The organism is Anaerorhabdus sp., from assembly GCF_036637135.1.
Classification (GTDB): Bacteria; Bacillota_I; Bacilli_A; order Erysipelotrichales; family Erysipelotrichaceae; genus Anaerorhabdus.
In genome coordinates this window covers 28,497-43,526 of sequence record NZ_JAVWNC010000001.1, presented here as the reverse complement: position 1 = coordinate 43,526, position 15,030 = coordinate 28,497, and the positions used below count along the sequence as shown (strand labels likewise).

Below are 15,030 nucleotides of genomic sequence, written 5' to 3'. Positions count from 1 at the left end.
AAATATGAAAGTACAAGATCGTTTAATTCGTTATAGTAAAATCAATACACAATCTAATCCAGATAGTGAAACAGTACCAACAACAAGTTGTCAAATGGAGTTTTCAAAACAATTAAAAGAAGAAATGGAAACTTTAGGTCTTATTGATGTGAAGTTAGATGATATGGGTTATCTATATGGAACACTTCCTTCAAATATGGAAGAGGAAGTAGATACGATTGGTTTTATTGCCCACGTGGATACAGCACCAGATTTTTCAGGAGAAAATGTAAATCCAAGAATTGTAGAAAACTACGATGGAAATGATATTCAATTAAATTCAGAAGTAGTGATGAAAGTAAGTGATTTTCCACAGCTTGAAAAACTAAAGGGAAAAGATTTAATTGTTACTGATGGTAACACACTTTTGGGTGCTGATGATAAAGCGGGGATTGCTGAAATATTAACAGCATGCGAATATTTGATTGCTCACCCAGAAATTAAGCACGGTACTATTCATATTGGATTTACACCAGATGAGGAAGTGGGACGCGGAGCTCATCATTTTGATGTAGAAGGATTTAATTGTAAATTTGCTTACACAATGGATGGTGGAGAAGTACATATTATAGCAGATGAAACATTCAATGCCTCAAGCGTTGAAGTACATATTAAAGGATTTAGTATTCACCCAGGAGAAGCAAAAGGAAAGATGATTAATGCATTAAATGTGGCTCATGAATTTCATGCATTGTTTCCAAAGAATGCACGACCTGAAACGACAGAGGGTAGAGAAGGGTTCAACCATTTGACAGATATGAGTGGTGATGTGGAAGAAGCTCATCTTCAGTATATTTTGCGTAACCATGATGCGCATAAATTGGAACTTCAAAAAGAGGCAATGGAACTTGCAAAAGAATACATCAACAAACTTTATCATCAAGAATTAGTTTCAATATCTATTCACGATGACTATCGCAACATGTATGAAATATTAAAAGATAATCCAGAACCATTAAATTATGCAACAAAAGCATTAGAACAACTTGGACTAAATCCTGAAAAGGAAAGTGTTCGTGGAGGAACTGATGGTGCAACACTAACATTTAAGGGATTACCTTGTCCAAATCTTGGCACAGGTGGTGGTAACTATCACGGACGTTATGAATATTGTTGTATCCAAGAAATGGAACAAGCTGTTTCATTGATTGTGAAAATTGCGGAATTAGTTGCGAGTAAGGCATAGTTATGATTTATACATGTACACTGAATCCATCATTGGATTATTATATGGAATTCTCGAATGAATTAAGTAGTGAAGTGACAAACCGTAGTCAATTAGAATATTATGAAGCTGGTGGAAAAGGTATTAATGTTTCTATCGTACTCAATAATCTAATGATACCATCACGTGCACTTGGATTTATTGGAGGATTCACAAAGGATTTCTATATTAATCTATTACAAAAATATGAATACATTCAACCTAGCTTTACATATATTGAAGGCCATACGCGAATCAATGTGAAGATAAGAGCTGATGAAGAAAGTATTGATTTAAATGCTGCAGGACCTTATATTACCGATAAAAGCATGGAACAATTACGCATGAAAGTTGATCGTTTAGATGAAAGTGATATTTTAGTTTTTTCAGGTAATTGCCCAGACTATATACTGGATCAAGTGGAAGATATGTTAGAGGCGTGTTCAAATGAGAAAGTACGTGTTGTATTGGATACAAATCCCAATATAATAAGTCGTTGTTTGAAGTTTGAACCTTACCTTATTAACCCGAGTTTATCTGAACTATCAGAAATTACGAAACTTCCATGCAACTCAATGGATGAAATTATTAAAGCAGCTAAAGTCTGTGTTCATGAAGGTGCAAAAAATGTAATGATTCGTTTAAAAGATGGTGCAATCCTTGCGAACAGTGAAGGTATCTTCAAATCAAATCAAACTGAAACACTGGTCGATGGTATCAATACAGTAGGTATGAATGATGCAATGGTTGCGGGGTTTGTTATGAGTTCATTGCGTACAACAAAAGCGATTGAATGCTTTAAATTTGCGAATAGTTGTGGAGATGCAACTGGATTTTCAAAAAGTTTAGAAATAAGAGAAAGAATTAATTCAATTTATGACAATGTAGAAATAGAGAAGTTAGAAGATTTCTAATTGTGTAAAATTATGTGTTCCCCTTGTTTAAAAGTTATCATTTTGGTAAAATATCATAGTTGAAAAGAGGTAATGAAATGAAGAAAATACTCACATTAGTTTTAACAGCATTCTTATTGTTTGGTTGTTCAGCAACACCTGCAGAAAATGGTGGATCAAATAAAGAAAAGATTGATGTTTCAACGTTAAATATCTTGGATTTAGAACAAAAAGATGCGGATATGAGTGGTTACACTTTGCTTACAGATACAAAACATGTATTCAAAGAAATCACATTGAAAGAATCAATTCGTTTATTTGAAGAAAAAGGTTCAGGAATAGTTTATTATGGATATGTTGGTTGTCCATTCTGTCAACAAGCAGTACCTGTATTAAACAATGCTGCTCGTCAAGAAGGATTAGATATTTACTATGTTGATGTTACAAGTAGTGAAGGAAATAGTGAAGAAGATGCTAATCTATTAATTGAATACATTAAAGATCATTTACTTGAAGAAGAAGGAGAACCAATCTTCTATGTTCCACAAGTATTTGTTGTAAAAGACGGTGTTATCGTTGGTGATCATTTAAGCTTGGTTGAAGATTATGATATTAGTTTAGGTAAAGACATGAATGAAACACAAAGAAATGAATTGAAAAAAATCTATTTGGATATGATAAATAAACTACGTTAATTGCGTAGTTTTTTCTTCGGTTAATTCATGCTAAAATAAAGATAGAATCATATCCATACTCAAAGTAGTCGAATACTGCTAAAATATAATTAGAGGTGAAATTATGAAAAAAATTAAAATGTTTATGTTTGATGGTTGTCCACATTGCAAGAAAGCATTGACTCTTTTAGATGAACTTAAAAAAGAGGATAAATATAGCAATGTTGAAATCGAAATGATTGATGAACATAAGAATCCTGAGATAGCAGATCAATATGATTACTATTATGTTCCTACTTTCTATGTTGATGAAGTAAAGGTACATGAAGGTACTGTAACTCTTGAACAAGTTAAAGAAGTTTTAGACAAGGCTCTATAAACTATGTTTTGGCCATTTCATAAACCGCGGTACACTGATGGGGAAATTGATCTTGTTGAATCCTTTCAAATCAAGGGTAACAAAGAAAATAATTATATACCATCCGTATGTTATGAAATTCGACTGCATGATACGAACAAGAAAGTTGGTCGTTGTGATTTGAGAATTGGAATGGATAAAGAATTATATTTAGTTGGTAATATTGGATATAGTGTATTAAAAGAATTTAGAGGTAATCATTATGCCTATAAAGCATGTATGATTCTGTTTGATTTAGCACGTAATAAGTACTTAATGGATCAGTTAATTATTACATGTAATCCAGATAATCTTCCATCAAGAAGAACGTGTGAAAAATTGGATGGCGAACTTGTTGAAATTGCAGAAGTTCCTTTAGGTCACTGGTTAAGAAATCAAGGTGATTTTCAAAAATGTGTCTATCTTTATTACTTATAAGCCCTCAGGGGCTTTTTATTTCTTAAGATTTACTTAGTTTTAATAGTATTTATAGTCTCTTTTGGATGATTTTGTTATAATAAGCACGTAGGTGAATTATGAAGAAGATCTTAAGTTTACTCTCGAATCGGTTATTTACAGTTGCAGTATTAATCATATTACAGCTTGTTTTTATGATGACTGTATTATATCGTCTGGGAGAGATTGATCGAAATGTTAACTTTGTGTTGCTTGTCTTAAGTTACATCATGGTTGTTTATGTAATCAATAAACAAGGGAATCCATCATTTAAATTGGCATGGTGTATTTTGATACTAATCCTGCCTATCTTTGGTGGTATTTTTTATTTACTATTCGGTGATAAGAAAGTCCCAAAAGCATTACAAAAAAATATGTTAGCATCAATCCAAGAATCATTACCACTAATTAATCAAGAAAATGAGATTTTAGAGCTTGTAGAAGGATTGAATTATGGAGCGTATAAACAATTTAAATATGTTTGGAAGAATACATATTTTCCTGTCTATCGTAATACATCAGTTGAATACTTTAAAGTGGGTGAAGAAAAGTTTGAAACAATGATAGTCGAACTTAAGAAAGCAAAACATTTTATTTTTATAGAATATTTCATTATAGAAGAAGGGGTATTTTGGAATACAATCCTGGATATTCTTGTTCAAAAAGTTAAAGAAGGTGTTTTAGTTAGAGTTATGTATGATGATGCAGGATGTGTGAGTACATTGCCTGCAAAATATAAAAAGACTTTAGAAGAAAAAGGAATTGAATGCGCCGTGTTCAATCCATTAAAAGCGAGATTGGTTGTACAAATGAACAATCGAGATCACCGTAAGATTTGTGTTATTGATAATCAAGTAGGTTTTGTTGGAGGTATTAATCTTGCGGATGAGTACATCAACAAAGTAGTACGATTTGGATATTGGAAAGATACAGCAGTTATGTTAAAAGGTGAAGCTGTTTGGAGTTTAACAGTTATGTTCTTGCAATTCTGGGGTTATGTCAAGAAACAAAAGAAAATAAACTATCTTGATTTTAAATTAGAAACCAATATTCAAAATAGTGAGGGATATGTTCAACCGTTTAGTGATTCACCAACTGATCATGAAGAAGCGGGACTTAATGTACATATGAATTTAATTAATAATGCAAAAAAATACATTTATATTGAAACACCATATTTAGTTATTGGATATGAAATGCAAAAGGCATTAACGTTGGCTGCAAAAAGTGGAGTAGATGTACGTATTATGACTCCTCATGTTCCGGATAAATGGTATGTTCACCTTGTAAGTCAGGCGAATTATTTACCCCTCATTCGAGAGGGTGTGAAGATTTATGAATATTCCCCGGGTTTTGTTCATTCTAAGACAATGGTTTCAGATGATATTATGGGAATATGTGGAACGATTAATATGGATTATAGAAGTTACTATTTACACTATGAATGTGGTGTGTTGATGTACAATACAAAAGCTCTACTTGATATGAAGAAAGATTATTTACAAACATTAGAAGATTGTATGGAAATTACAATTGAGGATTGTAAAAACGAAATTCTTATTAAGCGAATAATTCGGTCAGTATTGAACTTTTTTGCGCCATTAATGTAGTCAGAAAAAAAGATTTATGTTATACTTTATTGACTTCGTGAGGGAGTAGTTAGCATACAATGTATGTGGCAAATCAACATACTGATTGAAAAATCTGGTTTGTCTTAAATAACAAGACTCATGTATCTTATTTTTAGGTACATGGGTTTTATTTTGGTAGGAGGATAAAATGGATATCATTACACTTTTTTTATTAGCATTGGGGTTATCAATGGATGCCTTCGCAGTATCAATTACAAATGGTATGGTTTACTCAAACTATACAAAGAAAGATGTGATTTTGGCAGCACTTACCTTTGGATTATTTCAAGGTATCATGCCAATACTGGGGTTTTATGCAGGAAGACAGTTTTCAGATTTAATACAAAACCTAGATCATTGGATAGCATTAATCTTATTAGGATATATTGGTGGCAAAATGATTTGGGATGCATTTCATGAAGAAGCATCTTGTGATGGATGTAAACTATTTTCTAAGAAAGACTTACTTGTACAAGGGTTAGCTACGAGTATTGATGCAATGGCGGTAGGAATTAGTTTTGCATTATTTGATATTCAAATTTATACTTCAGCAATGATTATTACACTTGTTACCATTGCGATGTGTTTATTTGGTGCATTACTTGGCAAAAAGGTTGGAGAAATCATTAAATCCAAATCTTTATTCTTAGGGGGAGTTATTCTTGTCTTTATTGGCTTGAAAATATTTATCGAACACATGTTCTAGTGTATAATTAAAACATGATAAAAAAACTAAGTAAGCAAACAAAAGTTTTAATAAGCATTACTTCTCTACTGATTGTACTAGTGGGAATTTTAGGATGCTTATTTTTATTTTTGAATCAGCCAAAGAAAAGAATCTACGCAACAGAGGATGCAGGATTAAGCTGGGCTAAAGATGTTGAAATAATTACAGATTATTTAGTAGTTGAATCTGATCGTAGACCACAAATTGAGCGAGAAATTAAGTGGATAGTCATCCATGAAACAGATAATCGAGGGACATCAGCGACCTCATCAAATCACAACTCATTTTTACACAATGATCAATCGCAAGTAAATAGTTGGCATTATACAGTAGATGATCATGAGATCTATCATCATTTGCCAGATCATGAGGTTGCATGGCATGCCGGTGATAAGAAAACTGAAGATGGTGGTAACATGACAGGGATTGGCATTGAAATGTGTGTGAATCAAACAGGGAATTACAATCAAACATTAAGTAATACTGCAAAGTTAGTAGCGGTATTAATGGATAGTTATGATTTAACAATTGATGATGTGAAATTTCATCAAGATTTCTCAGGAAAAATATGTCCACATCGCTTGATTACTGAAGGAAAAACAAAAGAGTTTCTAGAAATGATAGAAATTGAGTATAATGAACTAAAGGCAGAGGAACTAAAAGATGAATCCAAATAAGGTAATACAATTAGCGATAAAAGCCGGATCACTTTTGCTTGAAAGTGGTGCGGAAACTTATCGCGTTGAAGATACAATCGTAAGAATTTGTAACAACTATGAAATGGTGGATACAAACTGTTTTTGTACGCAAACAGGGATTATGTTAAGTTCTATTTATGATGGGACAACCTATTCTCAAGTAGCACGTATTAGTACGCGTAGTACAAATTTAGATCGAATAGGTAAGATTAATCAGTTATCAAGAGATGCACGTATTCTGAATGTTGAACAATTTGAATCACAATTGAATCATATAGTAGAAACAAAGACATATAGTTTACTTACCAATGTGTTGTTTGCGGGTATTTGTACCTTTGGATTTGCATTGTTATTTAAAGGAACATGGATCGATGCATTGTGTGCATTTATATTAGGTGTAATTGTAAGATACTGTACGCTATTATTTGAAGCAAAAGAGTTAAATTCATTTTTTACTATTTCAATGAGTGCTATCTTTATTACACTTTCTGCACTTATTTTTGAACAAATACATCTCATCGCAAATCGTAATACAGTGATTATAAGTACAATTATGTTACTTGTGCCAGGGTTGGCAATTACCAATGCCATACGGGATTCAATTGCAGGTGATTTGGTTAGTGGTACAGCACGTGGTGTCGAGGCATTATTAATTGCGATTGCAGTGGCATTAGGAAGTGGTATTGCGATGACAATTTGGATTAGCTTAGGAGGTATGATTTAATGATATTTTCTATCTTTGGAGCATTTCTTGCGGCATTGGGATTTGGTGTTATCTTTAATGTTCATGGTAAAGCACTAATTGCAGCGGCAATTGGTGGAACTATTGGTTATGTATGTTATGAGTTACAAATGATGATGGGTTCAACCAACATTGTTTCCTTATTTATTTCTTCGATGATTTTCAGTATTTTTGGTGAAATTTGTGCACGTAAATTAAAGATGCCGGTTACAGTCTTTCTTATTATTGCACTTATCATCTTAGTACCTGGAAAAGGAATGTACTATACCATGCTTGAAATCATTCAAGGTAACTCAAATCAAGCCATGTTGACTGGTATTGATACATTTGCAAGTGCCGGAGCATTGGCATTGGGAACGATCTTTGTTTCAACCTTTACTAAATTACTCTTTAAGAAAAGAGTAAATCATACAAAATGAAAAGTAGGATACTCTAAGTGAAGAGTATCCTACTTTTATCATAAGGAGGGATTAGTTAATGTTTAGGTTTACTCAAATGTGAAAGGCATATGTATAAATGAAGTATATCCATCAAAATAGTTGAAGAATGTTTCAACATAATGTGGTGTTGTTACAATGACTTTATCTTGTTTAATTGCATCATGAATTGTGATATCTTTTGCCATAATTTCTGCGAAAGTTTCTTTTGATGCAATGATAGTTTCTTCGCATGGTAAATCTGAATTTTGATGAATCTCAAGAATACCTTTTCTAATTTCTAATGTAAACGATTCTCTTGTTTCATCAATAATACATTTGAGTAATAAATGAACTTGATTACTTTCTGGTCCATTAAGTTTTGATTTATATGATTCAAACATTGCTTCTGTTGGTAATTCCACAATTGTTTTAGAGAAAGATGGGAATCCACCATTTGGACCAGCTTGTGAGGCAATGGCATCAAATGCTCCTTCAAGTTGTAGGGCACAAGTTAAATACCAGTTACGCCATGTTGCGTTTTCTGATAGATAGCCTAATTCTCTCACTGCTTTGGCTTTAATTTTGCGTATTTCCATATCGTCTTTTTTAACGCGTATAGGATAGTTTGCAAGTTGAGCGCACCATTGATACTCTTTCTTACTGAAAGCATCTTCACATGCCTTTAAAACGGCGTCACGGCCACCTAAAAGTTCAACCATCTTAATTGCTTCATCTTTTGGTGACAAAGTATTTAAACTTGCTGGATTACCATCAAACCAACCAATGTAAGTATCGTAAATAGCTCTTACTGCTTGTTTGAAAGTTCCATAGAATTCCCCAATACGTTCTTGTTGGTACAAATGTGGAGGTAATTGTTTTAATGCATCAACGATGTAATCAGGTGTTAACCCATGATTAATTAATCTTACTGTTTGATCATGTGTATATTGAATGGCATCACGATAATCAGTAAGAAGTTTCATACTTTCTTCATTTCCAACAACAGGACGCATATGTGCACCAGTTAGATAAGCGGGATTGTAAGATCTTGCTTTATCTAAACCTCTATACCAAACAACGGCATCTCTACTTTGTCCACGAACGGTGTATAAATTAGGAAATGCTTCAGCTTGAACTGCATCCGCAAGATGAAGTAATCGACTATCTTTTATATAAACTAATAGATGATCATCTGTTTCAGTTGGACAATTGAAAATCTCTAAGTGAACACCTGCGATTGTCATATCACGTGTTTCACCATTCTTTATCGTCGTGTTTGGTGTAACCATTTGGATCGTACCTTTTTGTAGTAGAGGTCCTGCACCTTCATTGATGACACCTTGTTCACCACTAGGTAAAATTGATCCATACATCCAAATGGCTCTACCCATACGAATATCTGCAAGTTGGCCATTGGATGAAGAAACATTCTTTAAGAAATTCTCATGTGATACGACGATAACTTCATTTTTATCAGCTTGTTCCTGTGTAACATAAGCTTTCATACCTCCCCAATGGTCTGGATGAAAGTGTGTAATAATAACAGCTTTAACAGGTTTATTTGTAATCTTTCTAAACTCATTGTGGATGTGAATCGATGATTCTAGAGATTCACCTGGATCAACGATGATGATACCATCATCACCCTCAATCATTAATGGATTTTGTAATCCAAAACCAACAGCAGAATAAACATTACCTGCAACTTGGTAAATCTTTTGTTCCATTACTTTTGAATGGTCAAGTAACCTTTGATTAACAAAGGGTGAAGAATTTTTGGTAAATGCTAGATTTGTATCCATTTTAATATCTCCTTTTGACTTAATCTATAATTAAATATAATCATAAAATTATTTGAATGTCTAAGGATGTAATTCTAATTTATTATAATTTTTTCCTGTAGATGGGGTTGTAAGTCAAAAAGTAAAGTTTTCTTATGTGAACTTAGCAATTGAAACTCATAGTTGCGCCTTTTCAAAGTAAAGTAGGTGGTCGCAACTGGGTAAAATTCATTAAAATTCATCTAAGAAACGAGGGAAATTATGGAAAAGAGAACTTATAAGCAATTACTTCAGCAAAAGAATTTTATTGCATATGCATTTGCCAATGTATTAAATAGATTAGGGGATAGTTTAGATAGCATTGCATTTATTTGGATAGTATATGCAATTACTAATAATCCAGTCTATTCAGCATTAATTTTTGGAATCAATCGTTTGCCTACAATTTTGCTTCAACCATTTCTTGGGGTTTTTGTTGATAAGCTCAATAAGAAATTTGTTTTAATCTCTACAGACATCATTCGAGCTGCATGTGTTGGATTTGTACTAATTGGTTATTCACAAGGATGGATAAATGTAACTCACTTAATCATTACAACACTCGTCATTTCAACATCGGAAGCATTTCGATTACCAACATCATCAGCGATGTTACCTCACTTATTAAAACCTGAGGATTATGACTATGGAGTATCTTTGAATCAAGGGTTGCAAAGTACGGTTGAACTTATAGGGCTGGGTAGTGTTGGTTTTATTATCGGACTGTTTGGTATTCAAACAGCTTTGGTAATTGATATGATTGCGTTTGTTGGATGTAGTTTGGTCATGATTTTTGTACACTATAAACCAATTCAGATTGGGCGTAGCGATGTGAAATCAAGTTTTTTAACTGACTTTAACGAGGGAATTAACATTATAAAAGGGAGTAAAATTATTATTTATATAATTCTACTTGCAGTAATCTTAAACGCAATCATGACACCGTTTAATGCATTTCAAATACCATTAATAAAAGAAGTACTTCATTCATCAGATGAAATGATATCAATCATTGGAATAAGTTTTGCATTTGGTAGTATTATTGGGTCTATTGCTTTTCCAAAAATTAGTGAGATAATGAATGAATATCAACTTGTAAAGATTGGCGGATTGGCACTTATTTTTATTTACGCAGCACCATTAATTATCGGTGGAATTAGCACAAATGATTATTTGACAGCGATACTACTATTTATATCACTTTCAGTATCAGGGGTCCTAATTACTTTATTGAATACTTACGCAAATATACTCTTAGTTAAAATCGTAGCACCTAACTTTTTAGGAAGAGTTAATGCAATTCTCATTGCTTCATGTCAAGCAGCGACTCCAATTATGTCATTTATTGTAAGTGGAATCGTTTTGTGGATTGGAATAAAAGGCGTGTTCATTGGCTGTTTAGTTATGGGTATACTTGCATACTTCACTTTTATGAGTAAGAAAGTATTTAAGAGTATGATACAAAATGAGTTTGATGAATTTAATTTAAGGGAGAAGACTGAATATGAGAATTGATGAAAAAATAATGGTACCTATTAATGATCTTGATCAGGGAATGTTCATACAAACAGAGGACATAAGTAAACCAGTTCTTTTATTCTTACATGGAGGACCAGGCCAACCAATGATAGCAATGTGTGAAAAGTTTCCAACAGGATTGGATAAGCTTTTTACAGTTTGTTGGTGGGAACAAAGAGGTAGTGGAATTAGTTATGACTCAAAGATGAATAAAAATTTGATAAATGTTCAGCAATTAATTGACGATACATTAGCTGTTACAGTTTATTTAAGAAAGCGATTTAAAAAAGATAAAATTTACTTAATGGGTCATTCTTGGGGTTCTGTTTTAGGAATTTTAACAGTTCAACAAAACCCCTTTGTATTTGAAGCCTATATGGGTATCGGTCAAGTAACGAATCAAGATCTCTCGGAGAGACTAGGATATGAGTATATGTGCACTGCTTTTGAGAAATTAGATGACAAGAAAAATTTAAGGAAGTTAAAAAAATATGAACTAGTTGAAGGTAAGCCAATACCAAACTCCTATCTTATGACAAGAACAAAAAGTATGACAAAACTGGGAGTTGGCGTTATGCATAATAAAATATCAATGTTTGAGATTTCAAAAATAATCTTGGGGACAAAACGATATACAATGGTAGAAAAAGTAAAATACTTGAAAGGTATGAAGTTATCGATGGATATTTTGTTTGATGAAGTCACGAACAAGGATTACATGATTGCAGTACCGAAGTTAGAAATTCCTGTTTATATTTTTCAAGGTAAATATGATTATCAAGTATCTTATCAACTTGCAAAAAAATATGCTAAAAAAATTCATGCTCCATTGGTAGGTTTTTACACTTTTTTAGAATCTGCGCATAGTCCATGTTTCGAAGAGCCTTCCAAGATGATAAGAATTATTGAAACAGATGTATTGAATAAACAAACGACCTTAGCGGATTCAATTTGATGATTTGTGTATGTTTGTACTAAAAAAGATATTACTTTCGAAAATCAGTAATATCTTTTTTGTTGAGTTCTTTTTTATTTTGAAGCTGTAATCTTAATTTCTAGAAACCTTTGTATGCTTCAAGCATAATTTGTTTGATATCTTCAACCATTGGTACACGAGGGTTAGCAGGTGAACATTGGTCTTCATAAGCAAGGTAAGCAATCTTTTCAAGATTTTCTTTGAATACTTTTTCATCGATACCTTGATCTTTAAATGCCATCTTGATTCCACAGTCTTTACCTAAGTTACCACAAGCAGCTGCATATGCTTCAACACCTTCTTCAACTGTCTTGAATTTTAGTCCAAGAAGTTTTGCAAGATCAGCGTATTTTTCATTTGCTTTGTAGTAATTGTATTTAGGCCAGATACCAGGTTTTTCTGGTTTAGTACCATTGTAACGAATTACGTGTGGCATTAAGATTGCGTTTGCACGTCCATGAGGAACATGATATTCAGCACCAATCTTATGTGCGATTGAGTGGTTAACACCTAAGAATGCATTTGCGAAAGCCATACCAGCGATAGTAGCTGCATTATGCATTTTTTCACGAGCTTCAGGGTCATTCTTACCATTAGCTACAGCTCTTGGTAAATATTCGAATACCATTTTGATTGCTTGCAATGCAAGACCATCAGTGAAGTCATTAGCAAGTGTTGATACATAAGCTTCAGTAGCATGAGTTAATACGTCCATACCAGTATCAGCAGTAATTGATGCAGGTAATGACATTGTTAATGCTGGATCCACGATTGCTACAGTTGGAGTTAATGAGTAGTCAGCCAATGGATATTTTTTACCTTCTTCACGGTCAGTAATAACAGCGAATGGAGTAACTTCTGAACCTGTACCTGAAGTAGTAGGAATACATACTAATTTTGATTTCTTACCTAATTCTGGATAACGGAATGCACGTTTACGAATATCCATGAATTTTTGTTTTAAATCATCAAAGTTTACATCTGGTTGTTCATAGAATAACCACATACCTTTTGCAGCATCCATACTAGATCCACCACCAATAGCGATGATTGTATCTGGTTTAAATGCTTCCATTAGGCTTAAACCTTTTTTAACTGTTTGAATACTTGGATCTGGTTCAACATCACAGAATAATTGAACTTGTACTTTATTACGTCTGCCTTCTAATTGGTCAGTTACACGAGTTACATAACCTAAATCAACCATTGAACGGTCAGTTACAATGAATACTCTTTCAACATCACGCATTGAGTGTAAGTATTCAATAGAATCTCTTTCGAAGTAGATTTTAGATGGTACTTTGAACCATTGCATATTATTTCTCCTTTTACCAATTTTCTTGATGTTTAGTAAGTTGATTGCACTAACGTTATCTGATACTGAGTTATGTCCATAAGATCCACATCCTAATGTTAATGAAGGAATGAATGAGTTATAAACGTTACCAATACCACCGAAAGTACTTGGAGAATTCCAAATAATACGACATGCTTTAATTCTTTCACCGAAGCGTTTAGCTAAATCAGCGTTCATAGTATGAATTGCAGCACTATGTCCAATACCATTGAACATAACCATTGCTTCTGATTTGTTTAATCCATCTTCTACTGAATCAGATGTTAGGAAGGCAAGAACTGGTGATAATTTTTCTCTTGTCATTGGTTCTTTAGGTCCTACTTCTTTACATTCAACAGCGATGATGCTTGTTTTTGGATCAATTGTAAATCCTGCTTGTTCTGCAATCCATGCAGCAGGACGTCCTACTACAACAGGATTTAAGCGAGCTGCATCAACATCTTTAGAATATGCAGTTACACCGAACATATATTTTTCTAATAATTCTTTTTCTTTTTTACTTGCAAAGTGAACGTTATAATTTTTGAATAATTCGATTGCATCAGCATAAATTTCTTTATCGATGATAACAGCTTGTTCAGATGCACAAATCATACCGTTATCAAATGCTTTTGATAAACAGATATCATTTACTGCTTGTTTTAAATTAGCTGTTGTTTCAATGTATGCAGGAACATTTCCAGCTCCAACACCTAATGCTGGTTTACCACATGAGTAAGCTGCTTTAACCATTGCGTTACCACCAGTTGCTAAGATAGTTGCAACATCTGGATGGTTCATTAATGCGTTAGTAGCTTCCATACTAGGGTATTCAATCCATTGGATACAATCTTCAGGAGCACCTGCAGCGATAGCAGCATCGTAAATTACTCTTGCTGTTGCAGCTGAACAGTTTTGTGCATTTGGATGGAATCCAAAGATAATTGGGTTTCTAGTTTTTAATGAGATTAATGATTTGAAGATTGTAGTTGAAGTAGGGTTAGTAACAGGTGTTACACCTGCAACAACACCAACTGGTTCTGCAATGTAAGTTAAACCTTGAACTTCATCTTCAGAAATAACTCCAACAGTTTTAAGGTGACGCATATGATTTACTACATATTCGCAAGCGAATAGATTTTTAGTTGCTTTGTCTTCAAAGACACCACGTTTTGTTTCTTCAATTGCAAGCTTAGCTAAATCGCCATGTTTGTCTAATGCTGCAACAGAACATTTTGCTACGATGTAGTCGATTTTTTCTTGGTCGTAATTTGCATATTTGTCTAAAGCGACTAATGCTTTTGCGACTTTTTCATTGACTTCAGGAACGTTTGTTTTTCCTACAGGTTCTTGAACAGGTGTAGCTTTCTTAACTTCAGTAGTTGCTTTAGTACTCTTTTTAGTTAACTTCTTAACTGCCATGATTTCCTCCTATTGTGAAAACTTTCACTTTGTAACGATTGAAGTATAACACCATGAAAATATGCTTGTAAATAGCAA

At 33.2% G+C, this 15,030-nt stretch carries 14 protein-coding genes; 12 read left to right on the top strand and 2 right to left on the bottom strand.

Annotated features, from left to right (window positions below; all coding sequences use genetic code 11):
- Positions 1–4 precede the first annotated feature (4 nt).
- From pepT to RR643_RS00135, 10 genes are all read left to right on the top strand, one after another.
- On the top strand, positions 5–1,225 hold the full coding sequence (pepT, locus tag RR643_RS00180) for a peptidase T (RefSeq protein WP_332481972.1): 1,221 nt from the start codon (positions 5–7) through the stop codon (positions 1,223–1,225).
- A 2-nt stretch (positions 1,226–1,227) separates the two neighbouring features.
- Entirely contained in the window at positions 1,228–2,157 is a 930-nt protein-coding gene (locus tag RR643_RS00175; RefSeq protein ID WP_332481971.1) for a 1-phosphofructokinase, read from the top strand.
- A gap of 77 nt (positions 2,158–2,234) precedes the next feature.
- A complete protein-coding gene (locus RR643_RS00170; RefSeq protein WP_332481970.1) occupies positions 2,235–2,831 on the top strand; it encodes a hypothetical protein in 597 nt (198 codons plus the stop codon).
- Between the two features lie 103 nt (positions 2,832–2,934).
- Entirely contained in the window at positions 2,935–3,189 is a 255-nt protein-coding gene (locus RR643_RS00165) for a glutaredoxin family protein (protein WP_332481969.1), read from the top strand.
- 3 nt (positions 3,190–3,192) lie between these two features.
- Complete coding sequence (locus RR643_RS00160) at positions 3,193–3,645, top strand: GNAT family N-acetyltransferase (protein ID WP_332481968.1); 453 nt, start codon at positions 3,193–3,195, stop codon at positions 3,643–3,645.
- Positions 3,646–3,743: 98 nt separating this feature from the next.
- A complete protein-coding gene (gene cls / locus RR643_RS00155; protein WP_332481967.1) occupies positions 3,744–5,273 on the top strand; it encodes a cardiolipin synthase in 1,530 nt (509 codons plus the stop codon).
- A gap of 169 nt (positions 5,274–5,442) precedes the next feature.
- Positions 5,443–6,000 (top strand): manganese efflux pump MntP, encoded by a 558-nt coding sequence (locus RR643_RS00150; protein WP_332481966.1) that lies wholly within the window; start codon positions 5,443–5,445, stop codon positions 5,998–6,000.
- A 14-nt stretch (positions 6,001–6,014) separates the two neighbouring features.
- Positions 6,015–6,698, top strand: coding sequence for a peptidoglycan recognition protein family protein (locus RR643_RS00145; protein WP_332481965.1), 684 nt, complete (start codon positions 6,015–6,017; stop codon positions 6,696–6,698).
- Positions 6,685–7,443 carry a threonine/serine exporter family protein gene (locus tag RR643_RS00140; protein WP_332481964.1) on the top strand — a complete coding sequence of 253 codons (759 nt, stop codon included), beginning with the start codon at positions 6,685–6,687 and terminating at the stop codon, positions 7,441–7,443. The genes RR643_RS00145 and RR643_RS00140 overlap by 14 nt, the downstream gene beginning before the upstream one ends.
- Positions 7,443–7,880, top strand: coding sequence for a threonine/serine exporter family protein (locus RR643_RS00135; protein WP_332481963.1), 438 nt, complete (start codon positions 7,443–7,445; stop codon positions 7,878–7,880). The genes RR643_RS00140 and RR643_RS00135 overlap by 1 nt, the downstream gene beginning before the upstream one ends.
- Positions 7,881–7,948: 68 nt before the next feature.
- On the opposite strand, the gene RR643_RS00130 is transcribed toward RR643_RS00135, so the two are convergent.
- Entirely contained in the window at positions 7,949–9,682 is a 1,734-nt protein-coding gene (locus RR643_RS00130; protein ID WP_332481962.1) for an alkyl sulfatase dimerization domain-containing protein, read from the bottom strand.
- A 240-nt stretch (positions 9,683–9,922) separates the two neighbouring features.
- Between RR643_RS00130 and RR643_RS00125 the strand changes: the two genes are divergently transcribed.
- Both RR643_RS00125 and RR643_RS00120 read left to right on the top strand, forming a co-directional pair.
- Positions 9,923–11,215: an MFS transporter gene (locus RR643_RS00125; RefSeq protein ID WP_332481961.1), complete on the top strand. Its 1,293-nt coding sequence runs from the start codon at positions 9,923–9,925 to the stop codon at positions 11,213–11,215.
- Positions 11,205–12,173, top strand: coding sequence for an alpha/beta hydrolase (locus RR643_RS00120; protein WP_332481960.1), 969 nt, complete (start codon positions 11,205–11,207; stop codon positions 12,171–12,173). Before RR643_RS00125 ends, RR643_RS00120 begins: the two co-directional genes overlap by 11 nt.
- A gap of 100 nt (positions 12,174–12,273) precedes the next feature.
- Here the strand turns inward: RR643_RS00120 and adhE are convergent, their stop codons facing one another.
- Positions 12,274–14,952 carry a bifunctional acetaldehyde-CoA/alcohol dehydrogenase gene (gene adhE / locus RR643_RS00115; RefSeq protein ID WP_332481959.1) on the bottom strand — a complete coding sequence of 893 codons (2,679 nt, stop codon included), beginning with the start codon at positions 14,950–14,952 and terminating at the stop codon, positions 12,274–12,276.
- Between the last annotated feature and the right edge of the window lie 78 nt (positions 14,953–15,030).

Coding starts and splice junctions, on each gene's coding strand:
- cls (WP_332481967.1), top strand. CDS start 3,744: ATGAAGAAGATCTTAAGTTTACTCTCGAATCGGTTATTTACAGTTGCA.
- RR643_RS00145 (WP_332481965.1), top strand. CDS start 6,015: ATGATAAAAAAACTAAGTAAGCAAACAAAAGTTTTAATAAGCATTACT.
- RR643_RS00160 (WP_332481968.1), top strand. CDS start 3,193: ATGTTTTGGCCATTTCATAAACCGCGGTACACTGATGGGGAAATTGAT.
- pepT (WP_332481972.1), top strand. CDS start 5: ATGAAAGTACAAGATCGTTTAATTCGTTATAGTAAAATCAATACACAA.
- adhE (WP_332481959.1), bottom strand. CDS start 14,952: ATGGCAGTTAAGAAGTTAACTAAAAAGAGTACTAAAGCAACTACTGAA.
- RR643_RS00150 (WP_332481966.1), top strand. CDS start 5,443: ATGGATATCATTACACTTTTTTTATTAGCATTGGGGTTATCAATGGAT.
- RR643_RS00165 (WP_332481969.1), top strand. CDS start 2,935: ATGAAAAAAATTAAAATGTTTATGTTTGATGGTTGTCCACATTGCAAG.
- RR643_RS00120 (WP_332481960.1), top strand. CDS start 11,205: ATGAGAATTGATGAAAAAATAATGGTACCTATTAATGATCTTGATCAG.
- RR643_RS00135 (WP_332481963.1), top strand. CDS start 7,443: ATGATATTTTCTATCTTTGGAGCATTTCTTGCGGCATTGGGATTTGGT.
- RR643_RS00130 (WP_332481962.1), bottom strand. CDS start 9,682: ATGGATACAAATCTAGCATTTACCAAAAATTCTTCACCCTTTGTTAAT.
- RR643_RS00140 (WP_332481964.1), top strand. CDS start 6,685: ATGAATCCAAATAAGGTAATACAATTAGCGATAAAAGCCGGATCACTT.
- RR643_RS00170 (WP_332481970.1), top strand. CDS start 2,235: ATGAAGAAAATACTCACATTAGTTTTAACAGCATTCTTATTGTTTGGT.
- RR643_RS00175 (WP_332481971.1), top strand. CDS start 1,228: ATGATTTATACATGTACACTGAATCCATCATTGGATTATTATATGGAA.
- RR643_RS00125 (WP_332481961.1), top strand. CDS start 9,923: ATGGAAAAGAGAACTTATAAGCAATTACTTCAGCAAAAGAATTTTATT.